At 68.3% G+C, this 26,928-nt stretch carries 24 protein-coding genes and 3 pseudogenes; 5 read left to right on the plus strand and 22 right to left on the minus strand.

Features of this window, described 5'->3' with window-relative positions; translation table 11 throughout:
• Nucleotides 1–747: ROK family protein (locus tag KN815_RS10305; protein ID WP_216341470.1), on the plus strand; the 747-nt coding region annotated here is incomplete at its 5' end.
• 259 nt (nt 748–1,006) lie between these two features.
• On the opposite strand, the gene KN815_RS10310 is transcribed toward KN815_RS10305, so the two are convergent.
• The 7 genes and pseudogenes from KN815_RS10310 to KN815_RS10335 all read right to left on the minus strand — a co-directional run bounded on the left by KN815_RS10310 (nt 1,007) and on the right by KN815_RS10335 (nt 5,417).
• A complete protein-coding gene (locus tag KN815_RS10310; RefSeq protein ID WP_253208875.1) occupies nt 1,007–1,813 on the minus strand; it encodes a discoidin domain-containing protein in 807 nt (268 codons plus the stop codon).
• 67 nt (nt 1,814–1,880) lie between these two features.
• A pseudogene (locus KN815_RS10315) lies at nt 1,881–2,126 on the minus strand (PfkB family carbohydrate kinase); the annotation flags it as partial.
• Nucleotides 2,123–3,091 carry an ROK family protein gene (locus KN815_RS10320; RefSeq protein ID WP_216341472.1) on the minus strand — a complete coding sequence of 323 codons (969 nt, stop codon included), beginning with the start codon at nt 3,089–3,091 and terminating at the stop codon, nt 2,123–2,125. The pseudogene KN815_RS10315 and the gene KN815_RS10320, both read right to left, overlap by 4 nt.
• Nucleotides 3,088–3,960, minus strand: a complete 873-nt coding sequence (locus KN815_RS10325; RefSeq protein ID WP_216341473.1) for an SIS domain-containing protein — start codon at nt 3,958–3,960, stop codon at nt 3,088–3,090. Before KN815_RS10325 ends, KN815_RS10320 begins: the two co-directional genes overlap by 4 nt.
• Nucleotides 3,961–4,310: 350 nt before the next feature.
• On the minus strand, nt 4,311–4,676 hold the full coding sequence (locus KN815_RS52115) for a heterodisulfide reductase-related iron-sulfur binding cluster (protein WP_372458310.1): 366 nt from the start codon (nt 4,674–4,676) through the stop codon (nt 4,311–4,313).
• 94 nt (nt 4,677–4,770) lie between these two features.
• Complete coding sequence (locus tag KN815_RS52120; RefSeq protein WP_372458311.1) at nt 4,771–5,145, minus strand: heterodisulfide reductase-related iron-sulfur binding cluster; 375 nt, start codon at nt 5,143–5,145, stop codon at nt 4,771–4,773.
• Nucleotides 5,142–5,417 (minus strand): amidohydrolase family protein, encoded by a 276-nt coding sequence (locus tag KN815_RS10335; RefSeq protein WP_216341474.1) that lies wholly within the window; start codon nt 5,415–5,417, stop codon nt 5,142–5,144. Before KN815_RS10335 ends, KN815_RS52120 begins: the two co-directional genes overlap by 4 nt.
• Nucleotides 5,418–5,615: 198 nt before the next feature.
• On the opposite strand from KN815_RS10335, the pseudogene KN815_RS10340 reads away from it, so the two are divergent.
• From KN815_RS10340 to KN815_RS10350, 3 genes and pseudogenes are all read left to right on the plus strand, one after another.
• Nucleotides 5,616–5,888, plus strand: a pseudogene (locus KN815_RS10340) (AMP-binding enzyme); the annotation flags it as partial.
• A 277-nt stretch (nt 5,889–6,165) separates the two neighbouring features.
• Entirely contained in the window at nt 6,166–6,345 is a 180-nt protein-coding gene (locus tag KN815_RS10345; protein WP_372458312.1) for a hypothetical protein, read from the plus strand.
• A gap of 305 nt (nt 6,346–6,650) precedes the next feature.
• Nucleotides 6,651–10,067, plus strand: a complete 3,417-nt coding sequence (locus tag KN815_RS10350; RefSeq protein WP_216341475.1) for a galactose-binding domain-containing protein — start codon at nt 6,651–6,653, stop codon at nt 10,065–10,067.
• A 340-nt stretch (nt 10,068–10,407) separates the two neighbouring features.
• Here the strand turns inward: KN815_RS10350 and KN815_RS10355 are convergent, their stop codons facing one another.
• The gene (locus KN815_RS10355) at nt 10,408–12,780 is read right to left on the minus strand and encodes a hypothetical protein (protein WP_216341476.1); all 2,373 of its coding nucleotides are present in this window, start codon (nt 12,778–12,780) and stop codon (nt 10,408–10,410) included.
• A gap of 224 nt (nt 12,781–13,004) precedes the next feature.
• Here KN815_RS10355 and KN815_RS10360 point away from each other — a divergent pair, with 224 nt between their 5' ends.
• Nucleotides 13,005–13,298 carry an alpha/beta fold hydrolase gene (locus KN815_RS10360; RefSeq protein WP_216341477.1) on the plus strand — a complete coding sequence of 98 codons (294 nt, stop codon included), beginning with the start codon at nt 13,005–13,007 and terminating at the stop codon, nt 13,296–13,298.
• A gap of 111 nt (nt 13,299–13,409) precedes the next feature.
• Here KN815_RS10360 and KN815_RS10365 read toward each other — a convergent pair whose 3' ends face one another.
• From KN815_RS10365 to KN815_RS10430, 14 genes and pseudogenes are all read right to left on the minus strand, one after another.
• A complete protein-coding gene (locus KN815_RS10365; protein WP_216341478.1) occupies nt 13,410–14,372 on the minus strand; it encodes a phosphotransferase family protein in 963 nt (320 codons plus the stop codon).
• A gap of 294 nt (nt 14,373–14,666) precedes the next feature.
• Entirely contained in the window at nt 14,667–15,446 is a 780-nt protein-coding gene (locus KN815_RS10370; protein WP_216341479.1) for a maleate cis-trans isomerase family protein, read from the minus strand.
• Between the two features lie 79 nt (nt 15,447–15,525).
• Nucleotides 15,526–16,008 (minus strand): MarR family winged helix-turn-helix transcriptional regulator, encoded by a 483-nt coding sequence (locus tag KN815_RS10375; protein ID WP_216341480.1) that lies wholly within the window; start codon nt 16,006–16,008, stop codon nt 15,526–15,528.
• 73 nt (nt 16,009–16,081) lie between these two features.
• Entirely contained in the window at nt 16,082–16,948 is an 867-nt protein-coding gene (locus KN815_RS10380; protein WP_216341481.1) for an alpha/beta fold hydrolase, read from the minus strand.
• Nucleotides 16,949–16,985: 37 nt separating this feature from the next.
• The gene (locus KN815_RS10385; RefSeq protein ID WP_216341482.1) at nt 16,986–17,648 is read right to left on the minus strand and encodes an isochorismatase family protein; all 663 of its coding nucleotides are present in this window, start codon (nt 17,646–17,648) and stop codon (nt 16,986–16,988) included.
• Nucleotides 17,645–18,352 (minus strand): SRPBCC family protein, encoded by a 708-nt coding sequence (locus KN815_RS10390; protein ID WP_216341483.1) that lies wholly within the window; start codon nt 18,350–18,352, stop codon nt 17,645–17,647. Before KN815_RS10390 ends, KN815_RS10385 begins: the two co-directional genes overlap by 4 nt.
• 3 nt (nt 18,353–18,355) lie before the next feature.
• A complete protein-coding gene (locus tag KN815_RS10395; protein ID WP_216341484.1) occupies nt 18,356–18,889 on the minus strand; it encodes a (2Fe-2S)-binding protein in 534 nt (177 codons plus the stop codon).
• Entirely contained in the window at nt 18,886–21,258 is a 2,373-nt protein-coding gene (locus KN815_RS10400; protein WP_216341485.1) for a xanthine dehydrogenase family protein molybdopterin-binding subunit, read from the minus strand. Before KN815_RS10400 ends, KN815_RS10395 begins: the two co-directional genes overlap by 4 nt.
• A complete protein-coding gene (locus KN815_RS10405; protein ID WP_216341486.1) occupies nt 21,255–22,103 on the minus strand; it encodes an FAD binding domain-containing protein in 849 nt (282 codons plus the stop codon). The genes KN815_RS10400 and KN815_RS10405 overlap by 4 nt, the downstream gene beginning before the upstream one ends.
• A gap of 63 nt (nt 22,104–22,166) precedes the next feature.
• A complete protein-coding gene (locus KN815_RS10410) occupies nt 22,167–23,564 on the minus strand; it encodes an MFS transporter (RefSeq protein ID WP_216341487.1) in 1,398 nt (465 codons plus the stop codon).
• 113 nt (nt 23,565–23,677) lie between these two features.
• Nucleotides 23,678–24,946: an FAD-dependent monooxygenase gene (locus tag KN815_RS10415; protein WP_216341488.1), complete on the minus strand. Its 1,269-nt coding sequence runs from the start codon at nt 24,944–24,946 to the stop codon at nt 23,678–23,680.
• Nucleotides 24,947–25,015: 69 nt separating this feature from the next.
• Entirely contained in the window at nt 25,016–26,047 is a 1,032-nt protein-coding gene (locus KN815_RS10420; RefSeq protein WP_216341489.1) for a 2,5-dihydroxypyridine 5,6-dioxygenase NicX family protein, read from the minus strand.
• A 372-nt stretch (nt 26,048–26,419) separates the two neighbouring features.
• On the minus strand, nt 26,420–26,626 hold the full coding sequence (locus KN815_RS51850; RefSeq protein WP_216341490.1) for a hypothetical protein: 207 nt from the start codon (nt 26,624–26,626) through the stop codon (nt 26,420–26,422).
• 99 nt (nt 26,627–26,725) lie between these two features.
• Nucleotides 26,726–26,928, minus strand: a pseudogene (locus tag KN815_RS10430) (hypothetical protein); the annotation flags it as partial.

The raw sequence follows: 26,928 nt of genomic DNA on the forward strand, positions 1-26,928 counted from the left end.
CAGGAACGGCTCGCGGCCGCCCGCGCGCTCGGCCACCGAACGCTGCGCGGCGCCGGACTGCGCACCGCCGATGTGCGCGCGGTCGGCGCGGGCACGACGGGCATCGTCTCCGCGGACGGCACCGTCACGCTCAGCTCGCGCCTTGCGGACTGGGCCGGTACCGATCTGACCACCACTCTCACCGAGGCGTTCGACGCGCCGGCCGTCGCCGGGAACGACGCCGCGTACGCGACGCTCGGCGAACACTGGCGTGGCGTGGCCGCCGGCCACCAGGACGTGCTCTGCGTACACGTCGGGCACCGCGTCTCCGCCGGCGTGCTGCTCGGCGGCAGGCTGCACGTCGGGCGCAACGGGGCGGCAGGTGAGATCGGCGTCCTGCCCGGCTCCGGCTGGCACACCGCCCCGGGCCGGCTGCCCGGCCGCTGGGCCGATCCCGAGGCCCTGTTCGCCGCGGCCCGCGAAGGGGACGCGCACGCGCTGCGGGCCCTCGACGACTTCGCGGCGGACCTGGTGCAGGGTGTCGCGGCGATGGTCCTGACTGTCGACCCGGAGCTCGTCGTCATCGGCGGCGGCCTGTCCCGCGTAGGGGACCTGCTGCTGACCCCGCTGCGTGCCCGCCTCGCCGAACTGTGCCTGTTCCCCGTGGAGGTGGCCGCATCCGCCCTGGGCGACGAGGCGGTCGCACTCGGCGGCGCACGGCTCGCACTCGACCGGGTGGAGAAGGAGCTGTTCGGGGTGGCGCACTGACGGCGCCGCAACGCCTCGGCCTCGGAACATGGGCAGCCATCGCGTCGACGGACAGGAAGAACCCCAGGATGTCATCGCGAGACTGGGATCAGCCATCGACGTGAAAAGCGCCGGGATCAGCTCCCGTGTACGGCAGGACAGCGCGGCTCGGCGACACCCCTCACATGAGTACGCGCACGACCAGTACGTGCTTGTCCGCCGGCCCGCATCACCGCCGGAACCGGCGGATCAGCGGACCTGCGGCCGACGGGCCGGCCGATCAGTCAGCGGCGTACCGCGGCACGACCTCGGAGATCACTGGGGCCCGGCTCCCGGCCGTCCACAGCAGACGCACCGCGTGAGCCGTGACGTCGTGCGCGGACAGGTGTGTGTACGGCCCTTTCAGCGACCCGATGGTCCGCCACGCACCGCCGTCCTGAATCTGTACCACGGCCCGGGCGCGGCCGGCGCCGGGCTGGAGGACCAGCACCGAGTCCAGTGATTTCGCCGACGGCAGATGCAGGACAAGTGTGTCGCCGGCAGCCGGCGGACCCCCGGCGCGATAGGTAGTGGTGGGGTCCCCGTCCGCCACATCTGCCAACGAAGAGCCCGGCGCAGGAGCGGGGGTCCCGGAGACCGTGATCGCCGCCAGCGTTGAGCCGACCGTGAATTCCCGGGCCACCACCCAGTTCCCCTGCGCTGCGGTGGTACGCAGTCGCACGTACCGGGCGGTGGTACCCGCCGGGGCCTCCGCCTTCACCTCGGTGGTGTTGCTGAAGTTCCCCAGCGACTGCCATGTCGTACCGTCGGACGAGTACTCCAGCGTCCCCTGGTGGATGTAGTCCTCATCGCTCGTGGCATTGGCCATGAGGATGTCAACGGTACTGATCGGACGCACCGTGCCCAGGTCCACGCCGACGTAGTCGCCCACCGCCGGGGGCCCGTCCGACCAGTAGAAGGAGTCGGGGTCGCCGTCGGTGTAGTTCGCCGGGTCGTGGCCGCTGTTCGTACCCAAGGACGTGATCGCAGTGCCGCGGGTGTGCACTATGCCCAGTGCGGCGTCGTACCGGTTCTCGGCATCCTGCACGAATACGTCCACCACCCGGTCGCCGACCAGGACGCGTTGCGAGTCGCCGGGGCGGGTGTGTCTCGATGGCCATCAGTTCGTCGCGCAGCCCGGATGCCGCCAGGTCGGTCCGGACGGCCTCGCCGGTCGCGCCGCCGGCCAGGCCGGTGATGACGGTGTCGTGGCCGAGCGCAGTGAGTACCCGGGCGACGTTGATGCCCTTGCCACCGGCCCGCTGGGCGACCTCGTGCACACGGTTGCTGCCGTGCCGGTGGACTTGGCCGAGGTAGTAGGTGACGTCGACGGCGGCGTTGAGGGTGACGGCGAGGATCATCCGGCACCGCCTCGCGGACGGCTCCGGCTGTGCAGGAGGTCCTGGGCGAGCAGGGCGGCGCCGAGGCAGCCTGCTTCGTGGCCGAGTTCGGCGGGGAGCAGCTGCGGCGCCCGCTGGAAGGTGAGCCGCCGGGCCAGCGCGGTGCGGAGCGGGGCGAAGAGCGGCTCACCTGCCTTGGCCAGGCCGCCGCCGAGGACGATGCGCTCGGGATCGAGGAGCGTGACGATGGCGGTCAGCCCGTCGGCGAGTGCCTCGATGCCCTCGCCCCAGATCCTGGCGGCGTCCGCCTCGCCGGCCTCGGCGCGGCGTTGAACCTCCTTGGCGGTGACTCCTCGCTCTCCCGTCGCCTGGGTGTAACGGCGGGCGATGGCGGAGGCGGAGGCGAAGGTCTCCAGGCAGCCGTGGTTGCCGCAGGAACAGGGTTCGCCTGCGGGGCGCACCATCAGATGGCCGAGCTCTCCGGCGGACCCGTGGGCACCGGACAGGGCCCGGCCGCCGGCCATGACGGCAGCGGCGATCCCGGTGCCGAGCGGCACGAAGAGGAAATCGCCGCAGCCGCGGCCGGCGCCCAGGCGCGCCTCGGCGAGGCCGCCGGCCCGGACGTCGTGTCCGAAGGCGACCGGGAGGCCCAGGTGCTTGGTGAGCCACTGCCGCACCGGCACCTCCTGCCAGCCGAGGTTGGCGGAGTAGACCGCGGTACCTGATGTTTCGTCAACGATGCCAGGGACCACGATGCCTGACGCTTCCGCAGGCCGGCCCGAGCGCTTGGCGACGGCGGCTAGTTCGTCGGCGCAGGTGAGGATCGTGTCGATCACCGCGTCCGGCCCGCACTCCGCCCTGGTGGGCCATCGCTCGGAGTGCAGGGCGGTGCCATCACCTGCGAACACGCCACCCTTGATCTGAGTGCCGCCGACATCGAGTGCGATCACCAGTCGGTCGACCGGTCTCGCGATGTGCTCGCTCATGGCCGGGTCAGGATGATCGAGCGGGTGAGGTTGCGTGGTTGGTCGGGGTCGAGGCCCCGGCTCTCGGCCAGTTCCACCGCGAGCCGCTGGACGCGGATCAGGTCGGCGAGCGGGTCCAGCGGGGAGAGCGCGGCGACGGCGCCGGTGGAGCGGACCTGGTCGAGGAGACCGGTGGGCGGCTCGCCGAAGAACCACACCACGCTGCCGGGTCCGGTGACGCTGATCGGACCGTGCCGGTACTCCATGGCCGGGTACGACTCGGTCCAGGACCCGGATGCCTCCCGCAGTTTGAGTGCTGCTTCGTTGGCTATGCCCGTCGTCCAGCCGGTGCCGAGGAAGGCGAACTGCTGTGCCGTGGTGGTGCCTTCGGGCAGCGGTGCGAGGAGCGCCTGCTCCGCCTGCTCGGGCAGGTCTGCCGGGGCGAGGCCGAGGTGTCCGCGCAGCAGCGCCAGGCACGTGGTCGCAAAGCGGGTCTGCACGACCGACTTCTCGTCTGCGAAGGCGAGGTCGACGATGCTGCCGGCAGATGTGGCGATCGGCGTCGCGAGATCGCCGGTGACGGCGACCGTGGGTGTCCCTCGTGTCTGTTCGAGCGCCGCCAGCACCTCGGTTGTGGTGCCGGAACGGCTGATAGCCAGAACCCGGTCGTAGCGACGTGCGGCGGGGAAGCCGGAGGCCGCGAAGGCATCGGTCTCGCCGAGGCCGGCCGACTCGCGCAGCGACGCGTAGGCCTGCGCGATGTAGAGCGAGGTGCCGCAACCGATGACGGCTACGCGCTCGCCCGGTTCGGGCAGGCCGTTGGGGCTCAGCTCCAGCGCGCGGCGCCAGCACTCTGGCTGGCTCGCGATCTCCGCGGATACATGGGTCATGGGTTTCTCCTGCACAAGTCTGGCTCATCACGCTCAAAGATGCTTTTAACATAGCTTCAGCGCGCAGCTTCGTGCACCTACGTCTCACGATCAGTGGGGACTGCGACTGCCGCGGGGGCACCGCGCTCCACTCACACGCGGAGTCCGGATGGCGCAGGGTCCGCCGCTTGCGCGAGGCGGCCGACTCGCGCAGCCGCTCCCGGTCCTCCAGCTCGGCGGAACCCGCAGTCGCTTGTCGTGGATGGTGCCGGTGGCCTTGCGCTGATTGTGGCGCAGCCGGCCGTTCGCCAGGGCGTCGCGCGCAGCCTCCGGAAAGCCGGGAACGCCGAGCCACACCACGTTGTCCGGGCTCACGAAAACTCCCCCTCGGCCGAAACGAGGATCTCGGCGAGGTGCAGCGTGCCGACGCTGGTCCGCAGCCGGGACAGGCCGCCGCCGATGTGCATCAGGCAGGAGTTGTCGCCCGCCGTCAGTACCTCCGCTCCCGTATCCAGCACGCAGCGCACCTTGTCGGTGAGCATGGTCTGGGAGGAGTCGGCGTTCTTCAGTGCGAAGGTGCCGCCGAAGCCGCAGCAGGACTCTGCGCCGGGCAGCTCCACCAGTTCGATGCCGGCACCGCACGCAGCAACTTCAGTGGCTTGTCGGCCACCCGGAGCATCCGCAGCGAGGGCAGGTCGGATGGTAAGTGACCCGGTGCGGGAAATACGCCCCGACATCGGTGACGCCCAAGACGTTCACCAGCAGCTCGGAGAACTCGTAGACCCAAAGCCCTAACCCGGCCACGGCGGTCCGCAGCGTGGCGTCGCCGTGCTACCGGGCCCGGACGGGATGGTTGTCGCGAATCATGCCCGCGCACGAGCCGGACGGGGTGACCACCGCGTCGTAGCCGGCGAAGGCCTCCGCGAAGCGGCGCACCAGCGGCATCGCCTCGGGCCGGTAGCCGGTGTTGAAGTGCATCTGGCCGCAGCAGGTCTGTTCCAGCCGGAATTTCACGGCATGGCCCAGGCGTTCCAGCACCGACACCACGGCCTTGCCGGGGCCGGGAACATGGTGTCGTTGAAGCAGGTCACGAACAGGGCGATCCGCATCAGCGCGCTCCCCCTCCCCGGCCACAGTTTGCGGCACCGGCACATCCGCGTAGCAGGCGAGTTCGGCGACCGTCCACTCCGGACCTGCCTCGGTCACCAGCCGGACAGTCTCACCGCGGCATTGGGCAGTTGCGCGAATTCGCCGATGTGCGAGGCCCACGGCTCCCGTTCTCCGATGTCGATCACCGGTTTCCCACCGTGGTCCAGGACGAAGCGAAGCTGTGGCACCGCACGCACCGCCCCGATCGCAGTGGGCCGCTGGGACGGCGTGACCAGCACGTCGTAAGCGAGACCGGCGTCAGCCACGGCCTTCAGCCCGCGCAGAACCTCAGCCCTGACCAGCCATTCGGGATCGGGCTCCTCCTGCACCTATAGGCGCGTATCTGCCGGCGCAGCTCCTCAAAGGAGAACGAGCGGCGTAAAGAGGGCAGGTCCACGGTCCATGGCTGGTCTCGGACTTCAAGGTCCCACACGTGGTGGACGTCGATGCGCTCGGGCGCGTGCGCGGCAGTGTGCTCAGTCAAGGTGGCACACCTCCAGCATCGGGGCCCACCGCTCGCCGGGGATCCGCGCGAGATCGAGGAGGTGCTCTACGAACACCCCGCCGTCGCCGAGGCCGCCGTCGTCGGCGTGCCGCACGAGATCCACGGGGAGGAGGTAGCCGCCGTGGTAACGCTCCGGGAGGGCGCATAAACCACGGCCGGTCAGATACGCGATTACGTCAAACAGCGGGTTGCTGCCTACAAGTACCCGCGGATCGTCACCGTCACCGACCGGCCCCCCCCAAAAAAAGGAGCAACCGGCAAGATCCTCAAACGGGGGATCGTTGTCAGGCCATAGGCAATCAAGGACCAGGCTGGTCAGTTGCGGTGGTGCACATAGAGCAGTCTGCCAAGAACCTGCGCCGCCTGACCGTAGCAGCGGGGAGGGAGATGACGTTCGCACTCCGGTGCCGGACCAAGTGTTGGGGTGGCCTTGCGGGTAGCTGGCAGTGAGGGTGTCCCAGTCGATCGTGAACACGTCGGTGTCGAAGGAGTCCTGGGAGTGGCTTTGCCCCTGGCCTTGACAAGCATGTTCACCCTGATACGGCTCCTGCTGATGAGCGACCGCGATAAGGATGCAGAAACCCTGGACCGTACGGGAGGGCGGGGCCGCTGTCACCTCTGCGGTGGCGGCCCGGGAGGCGGTGGCCGCCGGCCACGCCGCCACCACGTCACTGCGGGACGGAGGACGAGCCGTCGACGTGGCCCCTCCGCAGGCAGACCTGGCCGCGCAGTTCGCACACGGCCAGCGATAGACAGCAACTATCTCCCTACCTCTGGGGAGAAAATAGTTCATATCTATATCTTGACTCGTCCTGCGCCCGGCTGCACGCTAGGTCGCATCTCCTGCTGGGCGTCCGCCCGGCAGGGCAAGGGACTTCCGTCCGGACGGAGCGGCGGGAATACCCTTTCACCTGCTCTCTCTCGCTCCCCGCCCCCACTCCCGGCCCCCGGCTCTGTGCCAGAAGAGTACGAACAATGCGCGTGCGGCGCTTCGGCGCACGTCTCCCGGATCGAGATCCCGGCCCATGCCACTCCGACGCAGAGTCTCATCTTAACGATGGAAGAAAGGATCTCGGCAGTGAGAAGACGCTTCAAAAAGGTCGCCTGTCTGCTAGGGATAGCGGTCGTCGCATCACTCCTGTTCGGCCTGCCGCAAACGAAACAGGCATACGCGCAACAGACGGCGGGGAACGCTCCCTTCATCAACTCGTGGCTGGTTTCCGGCCCGTTCGATGCGCCGGTCGACGGAGAGACGAAGATCTCCCCGAAGGTCGGCGCATCGCTGCGATCCGGCGACGAAAGCAGGAAGTGGGAGTACGTCGACGACCGCATCTACAACCGGACCTACGACGACTATCAGGATCTTTACGGGTACTACTCCGTGAAGAAGGGTGTCGATACGAGGAACAAGTATGTGTACGCGCACTCGTACGTCTACAGTCCGGTCGAGCGGAAGGCGAGCTTCAATGTCGGAGCGAGCGGTTCTTACCGACTGTTCGTGAACGACAAGCCGGTGACGAGTCCGAGTACCCCGGTGGAAGTGCAGAAGGACCTCACCAAGCAAGTAGTCCAATTGCAGGCGGGCTGGAACAAGCTGATGATCCAGATCAAGCACACCTACACAGAGGACGTGAATTCCAACGGTGTGCCGATCGCCAAGGACAAGAACGTCGCCTATCTCGGGTTCTACGGCCGGGTGGCGGATGAGGCCGGCAACAGGATCGACGATCTGGTGAACTCCGTGACGGGACCGTCGGAAGACCTGAAGATCGTGTCACAAGGGCTCTCGACCGGCGACTCGACCAAGGACGCGACCGAAACTCCGTTCCCGAAGAGGAACATGCCGGTCGGCTACAAGGAGTGGCCGTACGTCTGGAACAAGTCGGCGGCCGGCAACAAGTACGGTGTCGGCGCTTCGAATTTCCAGTTCATGGCAGCCGGTGGCGCGCCTGGCTACACCTGGAAGATCGTCGACGGGAAGTTGCCCGGTGGACTGGAGCTGAACTCTGACGGCTCCATCGCCAACGGGCTGGTCGACGGAAAGGTCGATCTGAACAGCCCCAAGGGCATCATCAGCCGCAACACCAAGCCGGGCGACTACCGCTTCACCGTCCAGGTCACAGACAAGGACGGGGAGACCGCTTCCAAGAACTTCACCATCACGGTGAAAGAACACCCCAGCAAGTGGTTCGAGGAGGGCAGGGTCAGCGCGCTGACGCACTCCACCCCGACGTACAACTACTTCGTGGACCCGAACTTCTCCGCCGATCGATGGGCGGCACGGGCGAAGCGCCAAGGGCACTCGCTGGTGTCGATCGAATCGCTGCAGCAGAACTACTTCTGGCCGTCCAAGTTCGCGGACCCGAAGCACATCAGGGCGGAGTACCTTCCCAAGGACGAGAACGGGAGGGTGGTTGACGGCCTGAAGCAGTACGAGAAGGCAGTGAAGCGCCACGGCATGAAGTTCGGTCTGTACTACGCGACCGAGGGCGGGGGTCTGCAGCATCATTCCACTGATGTGCTCGTGCAGAATGTGGAGGATCTCATCCACCGCTACGGCCCGGATTACCTCTACTTCGACGGCCCGCAGGCCATGCCCGACGCCAACTACGACGTCATGTACAGCCTGATCCGCAATTACAGCGACGAGATCATCGTGAACTCGAACGCGTGGGGGGTGGAGTACGGCGATCCGGACCTGAGAACCGGTGAGGCGTCGAGCATCTACGGCAACGGCGGGAAGAATCATCTTCTGAAGCGGACGGTCATGGAGCCGTGGAAGATGATCCACACCAAGAACATGATGTCGCCGTACTACGAGAAGCGCGACGACTTCCGGCAGGTCTCGAAAGAGATGGTGATGAACGCCGGCCGGGGCCACGTCGACAACAATGACCAGAGTGTCATCGACAGCCGGGGACCGAACCAGAACTCCCCCGAGGACATCGCCACGCGCTACCCGAAGGCCGTCCAGGAGTTCATCGACGTGAGAGAGAAGCTCGCCGACTGGTTCGGGCCGAAGGGGAAGCCGGAGCGGCACGAGTCCACGACGGGCACGACTCCGTACTTCCTGGCCGGCCAGGGCTACGAGGACGACGGGCGAGGGAATTACGAGAAGTTCGCGCTCCCCGACAGCAAGACCGGCCCGCAGTGGGGTTACGCGACGGCCCGGGACAACAACATCTACCTGCACATCATCAAGGGGCCGGATGGCAAGAAGGGGTTCGACGCGATCTCCGACAAGTCCCTGACCATTCGCCCGGTCAAGGATCGGGTGAAGTCGGTGCAGTGGCTGAACGAGGACATCCCGGTCAAGTCATTCCGCCAGGAAGGCGACAGCCTGACCATCAATCTGGACGATGTGCACGAGGACCCCATCGACACGATCATCAAGATCGAGACGGACAATCCCGAACGCAGGTACAAGCTGACCGACGTCACCGCGACCGGTGAGCAGATTTCGCCGCGGAAGCTGAAGGTCAAGGCCGAGGGCTACATGAAGTACCCCGCACTGAAGGCCAAGCTTTCCGACGTGAAGTACTCCAGCTCGAATTCTGAGGTGGCGACGGTTCGCCGAGACGGAATCGTGACGCCGAAGTCCGACGGCACGACGAGCATTACGGTACGCGGCACCCATGCGGGCGTGACCGAGCAGGACACGTTGAAGGTGCGGGTCAAGGACCGTCGCGTCTACGTCGCCGAGGACATGATCGGCGCGTCGCTGCTGGTGGAAGGGAAAGAGACGTACGGCGAATTCGGCCTGAACGGCGGGCTGAAGTACGCGATGGAAGGCCGGTCGGACGCCGGCGGCGCCATCGGCCTGGACGCCGCAAAGGTCACGTGGCACGGCGGTATCGTCGACCTGGACGGTGGCGACAATTACAAGCCGGTTTCCGTCAAGGAAGTGGACACGTTCAAGTTCAAGGACGGCAAGATCTTCACGCCGCAGGTGGACGCCCTCACCCGAGGGGTCGTCTGGGCGGATGTGAGGCTGGACGGAAAGACCTTCACGACGAACAGGGTCTTCCTGGATCTGCTGCCGCACAAGAACCTGGCGAAGGACGCCAAAATCACCGCCGACCAGCAGCAGGACGCGGTGTCGAACCTCACCGACGGAAAGCTCATCGAGGCCGACCGGTTCGATGAGTCGAAGTGGTCGGTGCCGGCGAACGAGAAGGCTTGGATTCAGTTCAAGCTGCCGGAGAAGCACGAGATTTCGAGCGTCGACATCAACTTCAACACGCTGGAGCAGGATTACCTCAACACGCCCAGGACAATGAAGATCCAGACCAGTGTCGACGGCAAGACCTGGAAGGATTCCGGCACCGTCAACGGACCCACGGGGAGCGCCTATTTCGGGTTCTACGACCGGTACCCGATCAGCGCGGAGGCCCAGTACGTGAGGCTCGTGCTTGACGGTGACTCGAACGGGTCGAGGACCGACCTGCTCGAAATAGCCATCAACGGAAAGTAGACAGTGCGACGACGGTCGGTGTCGTCCCCGTATGGGGACGACACCGACCGTCGGTCAAACACCCCTGGCTCGGCTCGGCGAGCCGTAGAGCATCAGTTCCGCAATGGCGCGGTGTTGACGGGACGGCGTCTTGGTCAGGCAGACGGTGGCAGACTGACGACACACATCGAGGCTCCGTTTGTACAGGGCGACTTGGGAAGGTCACCCTGTACAACCGGAGCCTCGATGCCTGCGTAGCGGCCACCTCCCGCATCGTCATACGTCCGTGACCAGCCGCTTCTCGTCAAGACCGGGACTTTGAACGAGCCCTGTCCCGCTGCCTGGGTGGGATGCGGCCGGATCAGGTTTGACCTGTGACCTTGCCATCCCTCGTGACCCTCACGGTGACCACCCCGCCGGCCGGGACTTCGACTCGCGGCCAATCAAGGAACGCCGTGTACCCAAGGGGGCGGGCCGATTGGCGGGCCGTTTCCCCTAGCACCGACACCCGTGCCGCGTAGGCCGTGTGGTTCGTCAAGCGGACTACGGCGGCATGACGGCTCTCGCGGACGTATTCAGCCTCGACATGGTCAAAGGAAAAGAGGACTCCTTCCCCGGGCCGCACGTAGATTCCCGGAAGTTCGAGTGCCATCAAGATGCCGTTGGTCTCGGTCCAGGAGTTTCTCGTCTTGATGAAATTTCCGACGGCCCCCTTGCCCTCTGCATCGCTGGGCTGGATCCGCTCCATGCTCGAACCGATTAGGTAGTCGGTTGTTATATGTCCCGGCATGTTGACGGCCTCGGCGTGGGCATGCTGGATATCCCTGATGAGTTCAGCGTACTTCTTTTTCCCAGTCGCTCGATAGAGCTTGAACAGGTGGTCTGCGGAGGACGTACAGACGCCGGGCGCGGCATGCTTGTTTTGGCTGCTTGCCCAAACCGCGCCGGCCATCCTTCCATTCAGTTGCGCAATATCGCTGTCTGCCGGGAACAGCGGATCGTACGCAAGCGTCCAGGACGAGCACAGCGCGGCTTGGACCTTCGCGCGATCCAGCCACCCCCACTTTCCGGTGTACTGGTACAGCGCCATGAATGACTCCAGGAGACCAAATGCCGATTCGGAATCCGCATCCTGTGAAATATCCGCACACGCTCCGCTGGTGAATCCACGGGACTTGATGTCGCGCTCATAGTAGAATTCGGCCGCTTCCTCGGCTACGGCCAACCAGTCCGGACGATGGAAGTATTCAGCCGCCAGGGCAAGCCCGGCCGGAGCGATGGCGCCGGCCGTCGAGTTGTAGACGGCGATATCGCCTGTTTCGGGCACGATGTACTGACCGAATTCTCCGTGCTTTCGCCAGATCCGGGTGAAGGCCGCGGCCAGGCCACCCGCGGCCAATTCCCAGGATTCCTTGATGGCGCCGCCATGCCCTTGTGCCTTCAGCAGCATCAAATGCTTGATCAACCAGAAGAGTACGTCTCCGTTCTTTCGCACCATCGCCTGTACCGCCGGAAAGTCGGGGTGAGCCTTCTCTGAGCGGATCGCGCCATCTTCGCTGATGAAGCCGTAGAAAAATCCGCTTCGCCCCTTCATGCGGGAACAGACGAAGTCAAGCTCCTCGGAGACCCTGCCGCGTTCCGTCGGGTCATTCAGAGCCAACATGGGGTAGGTGTTGATCATGCCGCTGACCCAACCCAATTGAAAGTGCTTAGAATTTTCCGGCAGATAGTACCTGCCAGCCTTGGTTTCGGTGAAATTGCCCCGGCAGATGTCGGTGCCAAGCTCCGCCAGCTTGCTCATCGGAAGCAGGTTGCGAGGCATGGTGGGGCCAGTAAGCGACTTTCGCACATCCATGAACTTTTGCAGGACTGCCGGAATTCCGTCAGCATCGAAGGTGAAGACCTGGAAGCGAATCGACACCGAGTCACCGGGAGCCCAGTTCGACGCCCTATCCTCGCTCGGTCGAAAATCGCCGAAACCGGCCACTTGCTGGCGCACGACGGGCGCCGAAATGCGGAATTCACAGCTTTCCCTGCTCGCGCTCTCTTCAACCGAGAGTCCACTATTGCCCAGTCGGGTTCCTTGCTCCGTGAGGACGATCCAGCCCTTCCTCAACTTAGGCGAGAAGAAGCTCATCGCTGGGGCGGCAGTGGAGCAAGTTTCCAGTTCGATCCGCGAAGGCATCACGACATCGGAGGCCAGTCGTGGGTTATTCGATATTGTCAGCGGTGTCCGGGGATTGTAGTACATGTCGGCCGGGTAGTCCGGATTATATCCATCGCCGATGACCCGATAGCGATTGCCGTTATAGACTATTCCGGGAATCATCACGTAGTTCGCGGTCTCCCAGTTCTTGAATGGGAAATCGACAGAGATCGTGGTTTGTTCTGCTTCCCCCTTCTCCAGAGTGCATGTCAGGGTGACCTCCCATCCGTGATCATCGGGCACCCGCCGCGTCTCCCACTCCAGATGCCACTGCCGCGGGCCGTCGGTCAGCGTGTCGCCGTCAAATTCTTGGGCTTGGCGCAGCGTCGTGCCCTCATATTTCCGAATCAACACCCGGAGGGAGCCGTGCAACTCTCGCAGAGAACGGCTCAATCGCGCAGCCTGGCCACCCGCTCCGGCAACCCCCGCGTCGAGCGGTCGGGCTTGCGAAATCGTCGGTTCGAGAGTGATCTTCGCGCCGACTCCGGCGGCCGCCAGCAGAGAAAGGCAGTGTCTCCTGTCGAGCATTCTGCAACCATCCTCGCGTGTGTGCCTGTGATGGAAACTTCAGATCAATGCCGGTACCATGCCACGGCCTGCGAGGGGCACGCAAGGATAAATCCGAAACATTTCTCCTTGCCGACGGCGTCTCCTGCTGAGCCGCCCCGGCGTGTAAAGCCCACGCTCCGCGGGGCCTGCGCGCCGAGAGCCCAGCCTGCCTCCCGGCGCTGAGCGAGGAACCCTTCGCCGCGTTGGAGCACTTCCTCGCCTACGGCCGCGCCGTCCCCACGCGGTCAGCCGTGGAGGCGCTGACGAGCGAGCGCGACACCGATCTGACAGCGGCCCTTCCCACGATCCACGTACCGGTCGCGGTCGTCCACGGACGGCACGACCCGGTACGCACAACCGCAGACGCCGCGGCAACGGCTCACACGTTCCCGAACGCCACCTTGCACACGGTGGACGCGGGACACAGCCCGATGTACGAGTGCCCCGACGCGGTGCGCGCCATTGTCGTGGAGCTCTTGACCCGTACGGCCCGTTGACGGCCACGGCCCGGTGGAGTCCGGTAGCGGTCAGGCGCAGACGGGACGCCAACTGTCGGTTCCCTTGAGCGACGAACGATGAGGCCGGGGCGCGTCCCGGACCGCCTTGGCTCAGCCCAGGGCGTCCATCAGGGCGGTGACATAGGCGTCCAGCCGCTCCTCCACGGCCCGCGTCGTCAGCTCCGCCCTCCCCGCCTCCCGCCATGACCGCGCCACCAACCGCAGTTCCTCCGAGAACGCCAGCCCGTCCCGCACCCGCCAGTACAGCCGCTCGCTCGCGGCCGCCGCCAGCACCCCGCCGGCCTCCTCATACGCCTCGGCGAACCGCTGCCCCCACGCCGGGCCGTGCAGCAGCGCGAGATTGGTGGAGCAGTGCGCCACATCGAGATCCGCCGGGCCCCAGCAGGCCCCCGCCCAGTCGACGACGCCGGTGATCCGGGCACCTCCCGGAGGTGCGGGCGGCATGTCGAACAGCACGTTGCCGGGGTGGAAGTCCCGGTGCAGAAATCGCCCTGCATAGGGCGGCGCGGGCTCACGGATCACGTCGATCGCCGCGGCCCATACCGCCGCGTCGGCGCCCTTGGGAGTCACCACGGTCTCGGCGGTCGTCAACGCCACGTACTCCCGGGGCCGCACGGCGGGCCGCAGCGCGTGGATCGCCACGAGTTGACGGGCCAGCACAGGGACGCGGGCCTCCACTCCCCCATCGTCCAGGACCGCCCGGCCCGCCAGATGAGTCATCAGGAGCGAGGGGTACTCGCACTGCGCGGCGGTCGGATCAACCGCGACCAGCCCAGGAGCCGGCACACCGCTCCCCGCGAGCAGCGTCAGGGCGCCGGTCTCCCGGTTCAGCCAGTCCTCGGCGTGCTCCCCGTAGAGCGGGTCGACGAAGGTCCGCAGCACCAGGTCACGGGTGCCTCCGCCCCGCGTGCCGATGGTCAGCCGCCGCATCTCGGCAGTGATGCCGCCGTGCAGCGCCTCGGTTCCGACGATGCGTTCACCGGTCTCCAGGTGCCGGTTCACCCAGGCCAGGGCCAACGGACGGACATCCGCCGCCTCATCGTGGTTGGTCACCGTGCCACCTCATCATCCGGACGGCGGCACGCGCGAAAGGTTTTTTGGCGGCGATGGCCGTGCTGCCAGTCAGACTCTCCACCGGTACGAGGCGGACCGTAGCCAGCACCGACGCCCGCCCTGCGGTCTTTCCCGCCACGGCGACCGACGGCCTTCCAGAACTTCCTGGACCAAATGGAATCCCCCCGGCTCAAGTCCTGGCGGACCGCCGGCGGCTGACATCGACAACTACAAGATCACCGACAGAGTCAAGCTCAGAGCCACGCTTGGACGGTAGGACCAGCTCAGGTGAAGCTATTCCGGAGCGCTACGGGCAGGGGTGGGAAGACGGCCGCCGAGGAGGCTGCCAGTGCCCGGCACATGCGGGGGCAGGCCGAGTTCGACGAGGATGCGGTACGCCGTGGCGGTGGCCGCGGACAGGACGGGCAGGCCGACCGCGTCCTCGGCCGGTTGGATCGACGGCAGTGACGGCATCTGGACGCATGCCGACAGTACGAGGGCGTCGGCACGTGACAGGTCCAGGCGCCGCCAGTGGTCGAGCAGATCCGCCGGGTCCAGCCGGGCCACGGCAAGATTGTCCGGTACCTCAAGGCTCAGCGCGTCCACGACCTCGATGCCCGCGTCCTCGATGTAGTTCGCGACCAGCCCTGTGAGCGGCTTCATATAGGGCGTGATGATCGCGACCCGCTTGGCCCCGAGTGCCTTGATGCCGTCGAGAAGGGCACCCGCGCTGGACACCACCGGCGCCTGTGCGCCCTGGGCGCGCAGCACCGTGGTGATCTCGTCCTCCGCCGTGCAGTGGTACCCCGGGCCCTGGGCCATGATCGCGACGAGACAGGCTGTGGCGACGACGTCCGGCCGTGCGTCGGCGAGTTCCAGGGCGGCACGCTCGGTCTGCGCGTTCATGGCGCGCAGTTGCTCGGGGGTCACATGCTGCATGCGCATCCGGCTGCTGTGGAACACGAACCGGTCCTCGGGGACTGCCGATTCGCGCAGCCGCAGGATCCGGGGCAACTCCTTTTCCATGGTGAGGTTCGAGCTGGGCACGATCAGGCCGACGTGGTGGTCGGTCACGGAATCCTCCGGTTGTCCGGTGTACGGGGCTCGCCGAGGTCCCAGGGCCCGTTCCCGTGGCCTGCCGTGCCACGGCGGTTCACCCGTCCTGGGTCAGTTGCTCCCAGTGGTCGGCGAGGGATGCGAGCAGGTTCGTGATGTCGTCGCGCTGCTGTGGTCCGTACGGCTCCAGGAGCTGTTCGTCGAGCAGGCGGGCGCGGCGGTTCGCGTCGTCGAGGGTCTGTTTGCCTTCCTCCGTCAGGTAGAGCAGTTTGCGCCGGCCGTCGTCGGCGGCCGTTCTGCGGACGATCAGGCCGCGTTTCTCCAGTCGGCGGGCGACGTCCGTCATGGTCGACGTATCGAGGGCGACCGCTGACGCCAGCGAACGCTGGTCGTGCCCCGGGCTCGCGTCCACGACCTGGAGCACCGCGAACTGCGGCCCGGTCAGGAGCGGGTCGACCGCCCTGATCCAGACGGCGAGGTATGCCTGGTACAGGCGCCGGACCTGGTACCCGGGCGCGGTGGTCAGCGCGGCGGGTGGCCGGGGCCGCGCGGACGTCGAGGGTGCGGTTTCGTCAGCCATGGCGCCTACTTAAGCACGCCCCGTCCTCGCCCCGGCGCGGGGTTCGAGTGGCTGGGAATCGAGGGGCCACCGGTCAGGCGAGCATCGGGCGCAGTGCTTCCCGCAGACTCGCGAGAGCGGCGGGAGGATTGTCCCAGAACAGCATGTGGCCGGCGTCCGGTATCCGGCTCAGTGAGGCCGTGGGGTTCCTCCGGGCCGCCTCCGCCGCGCCCGTCTCGGTGACGACGGGGCTGTCCGCGCCGTACAGCAGCACCGTGGGGCCGGGTACGGAGGGCCACCAGTCGAAGAAGTCCTCGCTCTCGAAACCGCGGTGGGTGGCCGTGATGGCCTCCTCGTCGCAACTGGCCAGCCATCGGGCCCGCAACTCCAGCTCCCGGTGCGGCCACCGTGGCCATGCCCTGGCCACTTCGGCGGCGGTGGTGCCGCGTACGGCCTGGGCGAGCTGGTCCAGGAAAGCGTCGACGGGGGTCGGGTAGGGTCCGCGCCCCGGGCCGCTCATGGGCGGGTCGCCCAGGACCGTGCCCCGGAGCGGGACCTTGTTCCGGGCCGCGGTGACCGCGGCGATGCGCGCGCCCATGGAATGCCCGAACAGCACCGGCCGGTCGAGCCCGAGCCGCGTGACGACGGCCTCCGTGTCCTCGGCGTACTCCTCCAGGCCGTAGTCGCCGCCACCGTCGGACAGCCCGCGCCCGCGGACGTCGACGACCACCGGACGTACGAGGTCGGTCAGCTCACGCACGACGAAGTCCATCGTGATCGCGGGACTGGTGATGCCGGGCAGGACGAGGAGCGGGACACCAGTGCCGCCGTAGTCGAGGACGTGCAGGCGGGTGGCGCCCGAGCGCACCCAGCGGCTCGTGGCGGGCACATCGGCGAGATCGGCGAGCGCGCTCTGCGGCAGGCGGCGGGCAGCCGGGGACGGGTGCGGATGCGGGGTCATGCGGCCTCCAACGGCGGGTGGTGCGGGTAGGGCAAGGTCATGACGCCGCGCCCGGGAGCGCTGAGAGGTAGGCGGTGGCGTCCTCCAGGTCGATCACGTCGCCGTACTTGGCCTGGATGTCGAACAGGTTCGCCTCATGAGGGCCGGCCGCGCGGTCGCCGACGCATTCGCGCGGAACCAGCACCGAGAACCCCCACTGCACGGCGTCGACCGCGGTGGCGCGCACGCAGCCGCTGGTCGTCGCCCCGCAGACGAGCACGGTGTCGCGGCCGAGCCCGGTCAGCAAGGAGGCCAGCGTCGTGCCGAAGAACGCGGAAGCGCCCTTCTTGGCGATCACGTGGTCCCGTGCCGCACGCGGCAGCCGTGGATCGATCGTGACTTCCTCACCGCCCTCGACCAGGGCCCGCATGCCCCGCGCCTTGTGCAGCCAGGTCACCGCGTCTCCGGTCGCCTCGGCCGCGGTGTAGGCAATGGTCGTGAAGACGACCGGCACTCCGGCGGGACGGCCTGCCTCGATGAGGGCGGACGTCGCACCGACCACCTCGGTCAGATCGGCCCCCGACGGGAACCGGTCCTCGGTGAACCCGCGTGTCAGATCGACCACGACGATCGCCGGCCGGGCGCCGCGCCGGACCGGCGCGCCGAAGCCCGCCCGTTCGTAGGTGCGTTCCGTGTCCTGCCCGTACTGCGCGTCGTTCACAACGACCTCCGCAGGGAGCGCAGTTCGCGTGACTGGGCACGCATCCGGCCGGCGAGCCAGCCCTGGACGAGACCGAGCGCGAACGCCCCGGCGAGCATCCCGTACTTGGCGGCGGCGGGGCCGAACACCATGGACAGGCCGTCGAGTTCGGGGGGCTGAGCGGGAGCGGCCGGCGTGCGGACGGGGTGCGCGCCGGCGGGAGCGGTGGCTGAAGGGGCGGCGGGCACCGCGGACAGCGGGCCGGGTGGACCGGCGGCATGCTCCTGGTCGAGCAGACCGACCAGGTTCTGCGCGAACTGCCGCAGGATCCGCTCCGACACGGCGCCGATCGCCCCCTTGCCGAACTGAGCGATCTTGCCCCGGATCACCAGATCCGTGGCGAGCTGGAGCAGCGCGCCCTCGGGTGCGCCCAGCACGTCGAGGACGACTTCGGCCTCCGCGTCGCCGCTTCCGTGCGTGTCGGCGCCGCGGGCGTGGACTCGCAGCCGCCGGTGCTCGGAGTCGACTTCCAGGAAGCGGACCGTACCGGCGTACGCGGCCGTGATCGGCCCCACTTTGACCTTTACGCTGCCCTTCCAGGTGTCGCCGTCCTGCCCTTCGAGGGCGGCGCCCGGCATGCACGAGGCGACCCGTTCGACGTCGTTCATCAAGGCGAACACGTCATCGGGTGAGGCTTTGACCGGAATGGAGTTGGTGAGCTGCATAGGTCAGTTCTCCTTGCTGTGGCACGCCTGTGCGCAGGCCCGGCGGCGGGCCGTCGCACAGGCGTCGATCGCCTCGACGATGGTCTGGTAGCCGGTGCACCGGCACATGTTGGCGGCGACGACCTCCCGGATCTCCTCCTTGGTCGCCTCGGGCCGCTCGGCGAGGAAGCCCTCGGCGAGCATGAGGAACCCCGGTGTGCAGAAACCGCACTGCAAGGCGTGGTGCTCGCTGAACGCCCGCTGGAGGTCGCTCAGCCGGCTGCCGTCGGCGAGGGATTCCACCGTACGGATGCGGGCGCCCTCGGCCTGTGCCGCGAACATCAGGCAGGCACGTACCGGCCGGTCGTCGACGAGCACGGTGCAGGCGCCGCAGATGCCGTGCTCGCACCCGACGTGGGTGCCGGTCAGGCGCAGCTCGTGGCGGAGCACATCGACGAGGGTGCGGCGGGCTTCGGTGATCACCTCGTGCTGCTCGCCGTTGACGTTCAACGCGATGAGCTGTGGCTCCCGCGGCGTCGTGAAGGTGTCATCGGTCATGGAACGGGCTCCGGGTTCAGGGCGCGGTGCACGGTCTGTGGCGTGATGGGAGTGTGGTCGAGTTCGGTGCCGGTGGGCCGCAGGGCGTCGTTGACGGCGTTGAGGACGGCGGCGGGCGCCCCGATGGTGCCGCCCTCTCCGGCGCCCTTCGCTCCCGTGGCCGTGAACGCGCAAGGGGTTTCGAGGTGGTGGATCGACACGTCGGGGATCTCGTGTGCCGTGGGCACCTTGTAGTCCATGAAGCTCGTCGCCGACGGCTCGCCGACCGCGTCGTAGGTCACCTCCTCGTACAGGGCACCGGCGATGCCCTGCGCGATCCCGCCCCGGCACTGTCCCTCCACGACCTGCGGGTGGATCGCGACGCCGCAGTCCTCGACGCACACGTATCGCAGGATCTCCACCTGCCCGGTGTCCTGGTGGAGCTCGACGACCACACCGTGGGTGGCGTTGGAGAACGTGCCGTCGTTGAAGACGTCGAAGGTGGCGGTCGCGGTCAGACCCGGTTCGATGTCCTTGGGCAGCAGATCCGCCCGGAGGTAGGCGACGTCGGCGATCTCCTGGTGGGTGAGCACATCACGGGCACCGTCGCCGCCTCGGCGGCGCACATGGCCGTCCGCCAGCTCCACCTGCTCCGGCTCGGTGTCCCACAGGGCGGCGGCGATGGCGCGCAGCTTGTCGCCGAGTCGCTCGGCGGCCAGACGCACCGCACTGCCCCCGACGGTGATGGACCGGCTCGCGAAGGTGCCCCAGCCGTAGGTGACACGGTCGGTGTCACCCTGGTGGAGCCTGACCCGGGCGATGTCGAGGCCGAGTGTGTCGGCGACGATCTGCGCCATTGTCGTCTCGTGGCTCTGCCCGTGGCTCATCGTGCCGGTGGTGACCGTCACCGCGCCGCTGGTGTCCATCCGTACTTCGGAGATGTCGAAGCCCGGCACCACCTGCATCTTGCGCTGCGCGAAGGCCGAGGAGCCGTATCCGGTGCGCTCGCTGAAGCAGGCGTAGCCGATGCCGATGTGCCGTCCTTCGGCCGCCGCCGCGGTCCGCGTGTCGTACCAGCCCTCGTCCCTGACGGCCCGCTCGCACAGGTTCAGGGACTCCAGATACGAGCCGGGGTCGTAGGTGATGTTGTTGACGCCCGTGTAGGGGAAGTCGGTGATGACATTGCGGCGGCGGATCTCCACCGGGTCCAGGCCGAGTTCGCGGGCGGCGCGCTCGAAGAGCCGCTCGACGACCATCACGTACTGCGGGCGGCTCACGCCCCGGTACGGTGCGGTCGGCGCCTTGTTGGTGGTGATGGCCCGGCCGCGGACACGGTAGGCGGGCACCTTGTACACCCCGGGCATCTCGGCGGACGCCATCAGCGGCTCGATGCCCGCGGTGAACGGGTAGCAGGAGTAGGCGCCCATGTCGCACACCACGTCCGCGTCGAGAGCGAGGATCCGGCCGTCGGCGTCGAAGGCGGCGCGCGCCCGGTAGTGCTGCTCGCGGGCGAGAAAGGACGCGGACAGGGCGTCCTTGCGGTCCTCGATCCACTTCACCGGCCGCCCGATTCTCAGCGCGGCCGCGGCGGCCGCGATCTCCTCGCGTCCGACCACGCACTTCTGGCCGAAGCCGCCGCCCATGTCGGGGACCACGACCCGCACGGCCCGCTCGTCGAGGCGCAGGCAGCGCGAGGCGACCGTTCGCACCTGGTGCGGAACCTGGGTGCAGGTCTGGAGGAGAAGTTGCTCCTCGCGGTCGTCCCAGTGCGCCACGGCGCCGCGGGTCTCCAGCGGCAGCGCGTTCTGACGGCCGGTCGTGACGTCCACCTCGACGACGCGGTGCGCGGCGTCGAAGATGTCGTCGATTCCCTCGGTCGCGAAGAGTGAGACGTCCACGAGGGTGTTGCGGGCGGCCTCCGCATGGACGAGCACCGCGTCCTCGGCGAGCGCGGTCTCCTCGCCGAGGACCGGTGGCAGCGGGGCGTACTCCACATGCGCCGCCTCCAGGCCGTCCTCCGCGGCGTAGGCGTCGAGGCCCACGACGATCGCGAGGGGCTCACCGACGTAGCGGACCTTGTCGCGGGCGAGGACCGGCATGGCGGTCGGCACGAACTGCGACCGGGGCCGCCCCAGTTGAGCGGTGATGTCTGCGATGGCCAGGTCGTCCGCGGTGAACGCCGCCACGACGCCCGGGACACGGCGTACCGCCGACAGGTCCACGGACACGATCTCGCCGTGCGCGACCGTGCTGCGCACGAACTGCGCGTGCAGCATGCCGGGCAGGGCGATGTCGTCGACGAACCGGCCGCGCCCGGACACCAGCCGCCGGTCCTCCCGGCGCGGGACCGACCGGCCGACCAGTGGCCGCCCCTGTTCCTGGCGTGTCATCGGGACATCGCCTCCTCACAGGCGCGCCGGACCAGGGTCCGGACCAGTTCCTTGCGGTAGAGCGGGCCGCAGGACGCGTCGCCCGGGGGGTCGGCGGCCGCCGCCGCGGCGGACGCACAGGCGTCGAAAGAGCCGCCGCCGGTCAGCACCGCCTCCGCCTCCGGAACGCGGATCGCCGCTGCCGCCACACCACCGAGCGCCACCCGGCCGCCGCGTACGGCGCCGTCCACGACGTCGAGGTCCACGGCCGCCGCCACGATCGCGAAGTCGCCACGTCGCTCGGCGAACTCGGTGAGCGCCGCGTGCGGCGCCGTCCGTGGGAAGACGATCTCCACCAGGAGTTCGTCCGGGGCGAGGGCGGTCGTGTAGTAACCGAGGAAGAAGTCCCCGGCCGCGATCGTGCGTTCGCCCAGCGGGCCGCGTACGACGAATTCGGCGTCCAGGAGCACCGCGAGCAGACACCATTCGGCGGTGGCGTCCGCGTGTGCCATGCTGCCCCCGACCGTGCCGCGGGTACGGATCGGCAGATGCCCGATCCAGGCCATGGCCCGGCGCAGTACCTCAAAGCCCTGCGCGAGTGTGCCCGCCGGGTCGCTCTCCACCGTGTGGTGGGTGGTGAGCGCCCCGATACGCAGAGCGCCGTCGGCATCCCGGTGCATGCGGTCGAGCTCCCGGAGGCCGCCGATGTCGACGAGGTGGTGCGGGCGGGCCAACCGGAAGTTCATCATTCCGACCAGGCTCTGTCCGCCCGCGATGGCCTTGGCCTCGTCACCCAGCTCGGCCAGCAGCCGTACGGCGCCGGCTACGTCACGGGCCCGGTGGTACTGAAAGGGCGCGGGCTTCATGGGATTCCTGTCCTCCCTTGCGTGGGGTCGCCTGATGTGCGGTTGCGTGGGTGTCCCGGCGGCCTAGACCACCGTCTGTTCGCGAACCGCGCGCGGGTCCTTGGCCCGGACGTCCGCCGTGTCCCCGTCCAGGCCCCGGCCCTTCGTCTCCGGCGCCGCGATGGCCATCCATATGACGGCGGCCAGCACCGCGAGTCCGAGCACGGCGAACGTCACGGCGAGCCCGAGTGCCGGCCACATCACCGACCCGAACAGCAGCGGCGCGAACCCGGTGAGTGCCCGGCTGACCGAGGAGGCCCAGCCGAAGCCGCTGGCCCGCAGAGGGGTGGGGTACAGCTCGGAGACGTAGGCGTACATGGCGGGGATGGTGAGCTGCATGACGAAGCCGAACACGGCGATCGCCACGACGGACCCGGTCGGTGCCCTCATCACCAGCGCGAACACCACCAGCGCGAGGGTGGCGACCGGAGCCGAGACCCCGATGAGCCACTTGCGGCCGACCACGTCCACCAGGGCGGTGGAGACGAGGACGCCGAGGATGCCGACGCCGCTCATCACGGTGGTGTTCATGAAGGTGGCGGTGTCCCCCAGGCCCTCCTCCTTGAGGATGGAGGGCATCCAACTGAGAGCCGCGTAGTACACGAGCATCACGGTGGCGAACAGCGACCAGGCCACGGAGGTGATGCGCGGGCTGTGCGCCCATATGTCGCGCAACTGCTCCACGGCGGCGGCCACACCGCGTCGGCCGGTCCCGGCGACGGGCTCCGGGATGACGTACGGCTCGGCGGGAGCGCCGGTACGGGCGACGAGGTCGTCGATGACGGCCCTGGCCTCGGCCTCGCGTCCCTTCTTCGTCAGGTAGACCGGTGACTCGGGGATGCCCCGGCGCACCCAGAACAGCAGGAGCGCGGGCAGCACCATGGTCGCCAGCATCCAGCGCCAGTTGCCGTCGAGGGGGAGCATCACCGTCGAGACGAGGCCGCACAGCGTCACACCCACCGGCCACCACAGGTCGAGCGCGGTGAGCACCCGGCCGCGGTACGCCCGCGGCGAGAACTCACCGACCAGGGCGTAGTCGACGGGGATGCAGCCGCCGAGCCCCACCCCCGCGAGGAAGCGCAGGGCCAGGAAGAGCGGGTAGGTGGGCGCGAGGGCGCCCAGCACCGAGAACAGGGCGAAGATCAGCAGCGTGACGCTGAACGCCTTCGTGCGTCCGATGCGGTCCGCGACCGCGCCCCAGGCGATGGCCCCCACGGCCATGCCGACGAGGTTGGCGGTCGCCACGAGCCCGCGCCCGCCGAGTGAGAGGCCGAAGTGGGAGCCCAGGAGCGGCATGAGGAAACCGTTCAGGGCTATGTCATAGGCGTCGAAGAGGTAGCCGAGACCTCCGATGATGAAAATGCGTCCCTGGACGCCCCATCTCCAGGGAAGTTCTTGAACGATCTGATCACCGGTTTTCATGTTCGCTCCACGGTGGTCGCGTATCGGGTGCATGCCGCGCCGTTGCGGGTGTGGTACGCGCATCTCGGGCGTGCGGGTTTCGGTGTGGGGGGCTCCCGCCACGGGCGGTGGGCTCAGCGGGCGAACTGGTAGGAGAACGCCCCCAGATCCGGGTCGTTGAGCGGCGTTCCGCTCCACAGCCAGTCGTACGACACGTCCGACTCGCCGTCGAAGTTCTTGAGCTTCTCGTCCCTGGCCCGCTGCTCCGGGCCGTCGGCCAGGTGGTAGAAGGTCTTGTTCGCGAGCGACGCGTCCTGGACCATCCCGGCGTGCTTGGCGCGCCGGTCGACGTAGCGGCGCAGCGCCCCTTCTATGCCGGAGGTGGTGACAGCGCCCAATTCCTCGGCGAGTACGGCCGCGTCCTCCATGGCCTGCGATGCGCCCTGCGCCTGATACGGGAGCATCGCGTGGCAGGCGTCGCCCAGGAGGGCGACGCGGCCGTCGAGCCATACGGGGTCGCGGCGCCGGTAGTAGAGGGCGAAGGCCATGACGTCGTCCTTCGCCTTGGACAGCATCGCCGGGACACGGTCGTCCCAGCCGGGGAACGCGTCCACGAGGTCCTGCACGGTGGCGGGAAGGGTCCAGTTCTCCCGGACCGCGTCCGTGCAGGGGACGCACGCCACGACGTTCAGGTAGTCGCCGCCGCGGATCATGTAGTGGACGAGGTGCCGGTCGGGCCCGTACCAGATGGTGCTCTGATAGCGGTCCACGAGCCAGCGGGTGGCCGGGTCGGCCGCGATGAGCTCACCGGGGATCAGCGCCCGGTAGGCCATCTCGCCGGAGAACAGCAGCGTGTCGGGGGCGCCCATGAGGTCCCGCACCTGGGATCGGACGCCGTCGGCGCCGATGATCACATCGGCGCCGTGGCGCCGTCCGTCCTCGGTGACCGCCACGGGCCGCAGGGGGTCGGTGCGGTCCATTTCGACGACCTTGCTGGAGGTGTGGACCGCCACGACGGGCCCGGGGCCCGCCGGGTCCACACAGGCGTCCAGCAGCATGCGGTGCAGATCGGCCCGGTGGTAGTGCCAGTACGGAGCGTTGAACTCGTCCTTGCAGCGCTGCCCGAGCGAGGTCAGGCCGACGATCCGGCCGTCCGTCCACCGGCGCCGCACCTGGTCGAGCGGCTCCGTGCGGATGGACTCCATCTGCCGGCGCAGCCCGAGACCCATCAGGACGCGGCTGGCGTTGGGCGCGGTCTGGATGCCCGCGCCGACCTCGCCGAGTTCTGCGGCCTGTTCCAGGACGGTGACCCGCAGGCCGCGGTGGCGCAGCGCCAGGGCGGCGGTCAGACCGCCGAGTCCTCCCCCGACGACGGTGACTTCGAACGACTGACTGGACGCCACTCTTCCTCCAATGTGCGGGCGCGTCATGGTCTTGTGCGCGGCGGTACGGCGGCTCGCCCCCGGCGGCGCTCAGCGGTCGGTGAGTGTCCCGGCGGTGACGACCTCGGTGCCGTCCACCGAGACGGTGCAGCCCCGCATGGCGATGTCGAGGTGGGCGTACGACTCGCGGCCCAGGACCGGGTGGGGACCGGTCGACCACAGGAAATTCCCCGCGAACGCTCGGGCGTCCATGCCCATCAGCTCGTCCTTGCCGTACATCGCCGTGGCGAACCAGTCGGCCGTACGCATCAGCCCCCAGCCCATATGGGACAGGCTGCGTGCCCAACGGTCCTGCGCGTCGTCGAAGAACGTCGACAGCATCCGGGCCTGGGCTCCGCCGGAGACCTTCTCGATGTGGCCGTCGGATACCTGAAGCGTGACGGGGCTGCTGACGTACTCCTTGAAGGGCAGCAGGATGTCGCCCTCATCCAGCACGATCTGTCCGTCGGAGATCTCCGGCCAGCACAGCACCATGGTGCTCGGCCAGTGGTCCCAGCGGCCCGGATCGTCGGCGAAGCCGCACTGGAACTCCGGCTTGGAGCCCGCGAGCTGCACGGTCAGGTCGGTGCCCGCGTCCGAGGTGACCCGCATGACGGACGACCTGTTCAGCAGGTCGACGCCCTCCTGCACCTCCGCCTTGTCGGTTGCCTTGGGCAGATTGCGAATGAGCACGTCGGGCGCGTCGCAGATGAAGATGATGCGGGTGCCGGCCCGCCGGATCTCCTGCTGTACCGGCGCGTGGATGAAGCCCTCGCGGGTCAGGTCGACGACCAGGTCCGCGGATTTCAGCAGGTCCTGGGCGGCGCTGTCGTTGAGGACGGAGAGCAGCCCGGGGCCGGCGCCGGTGTGTGTGCTCGGCATCGGCGCGGGGCTGCCCCCGGGAACGGTTGCCGCGATGACGTGTGCGCCACACGCCTTGGCCGCGCCGAAGGCCGCCGCCACGTAGTCGCCCCGGCTGCCGGGCTCCGACAGTACGACCACGTGCTCGCCCTCGCGGACCTTGCACAGTCGCAACTCGCGGGTGAAGGCGTCGAGCAGATCGGCGGAAGAGAGATCGAACACGTTTTCCTCCCAGGTCGCTTGCGGTACCGACCGCGGCCTTGTGGTGACGGCGGGCATGCCGCGGCCAGGCTCTGAAGGCGGCGGTCGAGGGGAATGGCGAAGAGCGGACAGGGCACAGGGCCCCTCGCCGCCCATGGCGAACAGTGGACTCGGACCGGTTGTGTCGTCCGGCCGACGGAGATAATCCGAACACGTACTATCTCCGCTTGGCAAGGGGTGGTCCCGGAGTTAACACGAAGCTTTTCCGGCGGCGCCAGGGAAGGCCGCAACCGTCACGGCCTTGACCTGCGATGGAACGCTCGCATCCGATGCCACGCCGCCCCGAGCCGCGTGCTGCATGGATTTACCGGCAGGTGTCGAACCAGAAATGGTTCACCGCGAAGGTGGCCGCGGCCCCCGGTCGACGCCGTTCAGCGCCGGCCAGGCGGCGACACCTCCCACGTCGGCGCCCAGCGCAGCAACCCCCTCGACCAGGCCACCCGCGACGCCGTCCGCGACGCCGCCCGCGTCCAGGCCCAGCGCGTCGTGCGCCTCACCACCGCCCTCAGGGCCGGCCTCGCCACCGCCTGAGCCCGCCACCCGGCAGAAACCACCCTGGGCCGGTCGGCCGTCCGTCCGTACGACGTCGTACGGACGGACGGCCGACCGGCCCAGGGTGGTTTCTGCCGGGTGGCGGGCTCAGGCGGTGGCGAGGCCGGCCCTGAGGGCGGTGGTGAGGCGCACGACGCGCTGGGCCTGGACGCGGGCGGCGTCGCGGACGGCGTCGCGGGTGGCCTGGTCGAGGGGGTTGCTGCGCTGGGCGCCGACGTGGGAGGTGTCGCCGCCTGGCCGGCGCTGAACGGCGTCGACCGGGGGCCGCGGCCACCTTCGCGGTGAACCAT

Source organism: Streptomyces niphimycinicus (assembly GCF_018883605.1).
GTDB lineage: Bacteria > Actinomycetota > Actinomycetes > Streptomycetales > Streptomycetaceae > Streptomyces > Streptomyces niphimycinicus.

Excerpts from the sequence above, each read along its gene's own strand:
- KN815_RS10320 (WP_216341472.1), bottom strand. The coding sequence starts at position 3,091 with ATGAGCGAGCACATCGCGAGACCGGTCGACCGACTGGTGATCGCACTC.
- KN815_RS10325 (WP_216341473.1), bottom strand. The coding sequence starts at position 3,960 with ATGACCCATGTATCCGCGGAGATCGCGAGCCAGCCAGAGTGCTGGCGC.
- KN815_RS52115 (WP_372458310.1), bottom strand. The coding sequence starts at position 4,676 with ATGTCGGGGCGTATTTCCCGCACCGGGTCACTTACCATCCGACCTGCC.
- KN815_RS10345 (WP_372458312.1), top strand. The coding sequence starts at position 6,166 with ATGCAGAAACCCTGGACCGTACGGGAGGGCGGGGCCGCTGTCACCTCT.
- KN815_RS10350 (WP_216341475.1), top strand. The coding sequence starts at position 6,651 with ATGGAAGAAAGGATCTCGGCAGTGAGAAGACGCTTCAAAAAGGTCGCC.
- KN815_RS10355 (WP_216341476.1), bottom strand. The coding sequence starts at position 12,780 with ATGCTCGACAGGAGACACTGCCTTTCTCTGCTGGCGGCCGCCGGAGTC.
- KN815_RS10375 (WP_216341480.1), bottom strand. The coding sequence starts at position 16,008 with ATGGCTGACGAAACCGCACCCTCGACGTCCGCGCGGCCCCGGCCACCC.
- KN815_RS10380 (WP_216341481.1), bottom strand. The coding sequence starts at position 16,948 with ATGACCCCGCATCCGCACCCGTCCCCGGCTGCCCGCCGCCTGCCGCAG.
- KN815_RS10390 (WP_216341483.1), bottom strand. The coding sequence starts at position 18,352 with ATGCAGCTCACCAACTCCATTCCGGTCAAAGCCTCACCCGATGACGTG.
- KN815_RS10395 (WP_216341484.1), bottom strand. The coding sequence starts at position 18,889 with ATGACCGATGACACCTTCACGACGCCGCGGGAGCCACAGCTCATCGCG.
- KN815_RS10400 (WP_216341485.1), bottom strand. The coding sequence starts at position 21,258 with ATGACACGCCAGGAACAGGGGCGGCCACTGGTCGGCCGGTCGGTCCCG.
- KN815_RS10405 (WP_216341486.1), bottom strand. The coding sequence starts at position 22,103 with ATGAAGCCCGCGCCCTTTCAGTACCACCGGGCCCGTGACGTAGCCGGC.
- KN815_RS10410 (WP_216341487.1), bottom strand. The coding sequence starts at position 23,564 with ATGAAAACCGGTGATCAGATCGTTCAAGAACTTCCCTGGAGATGGGGC.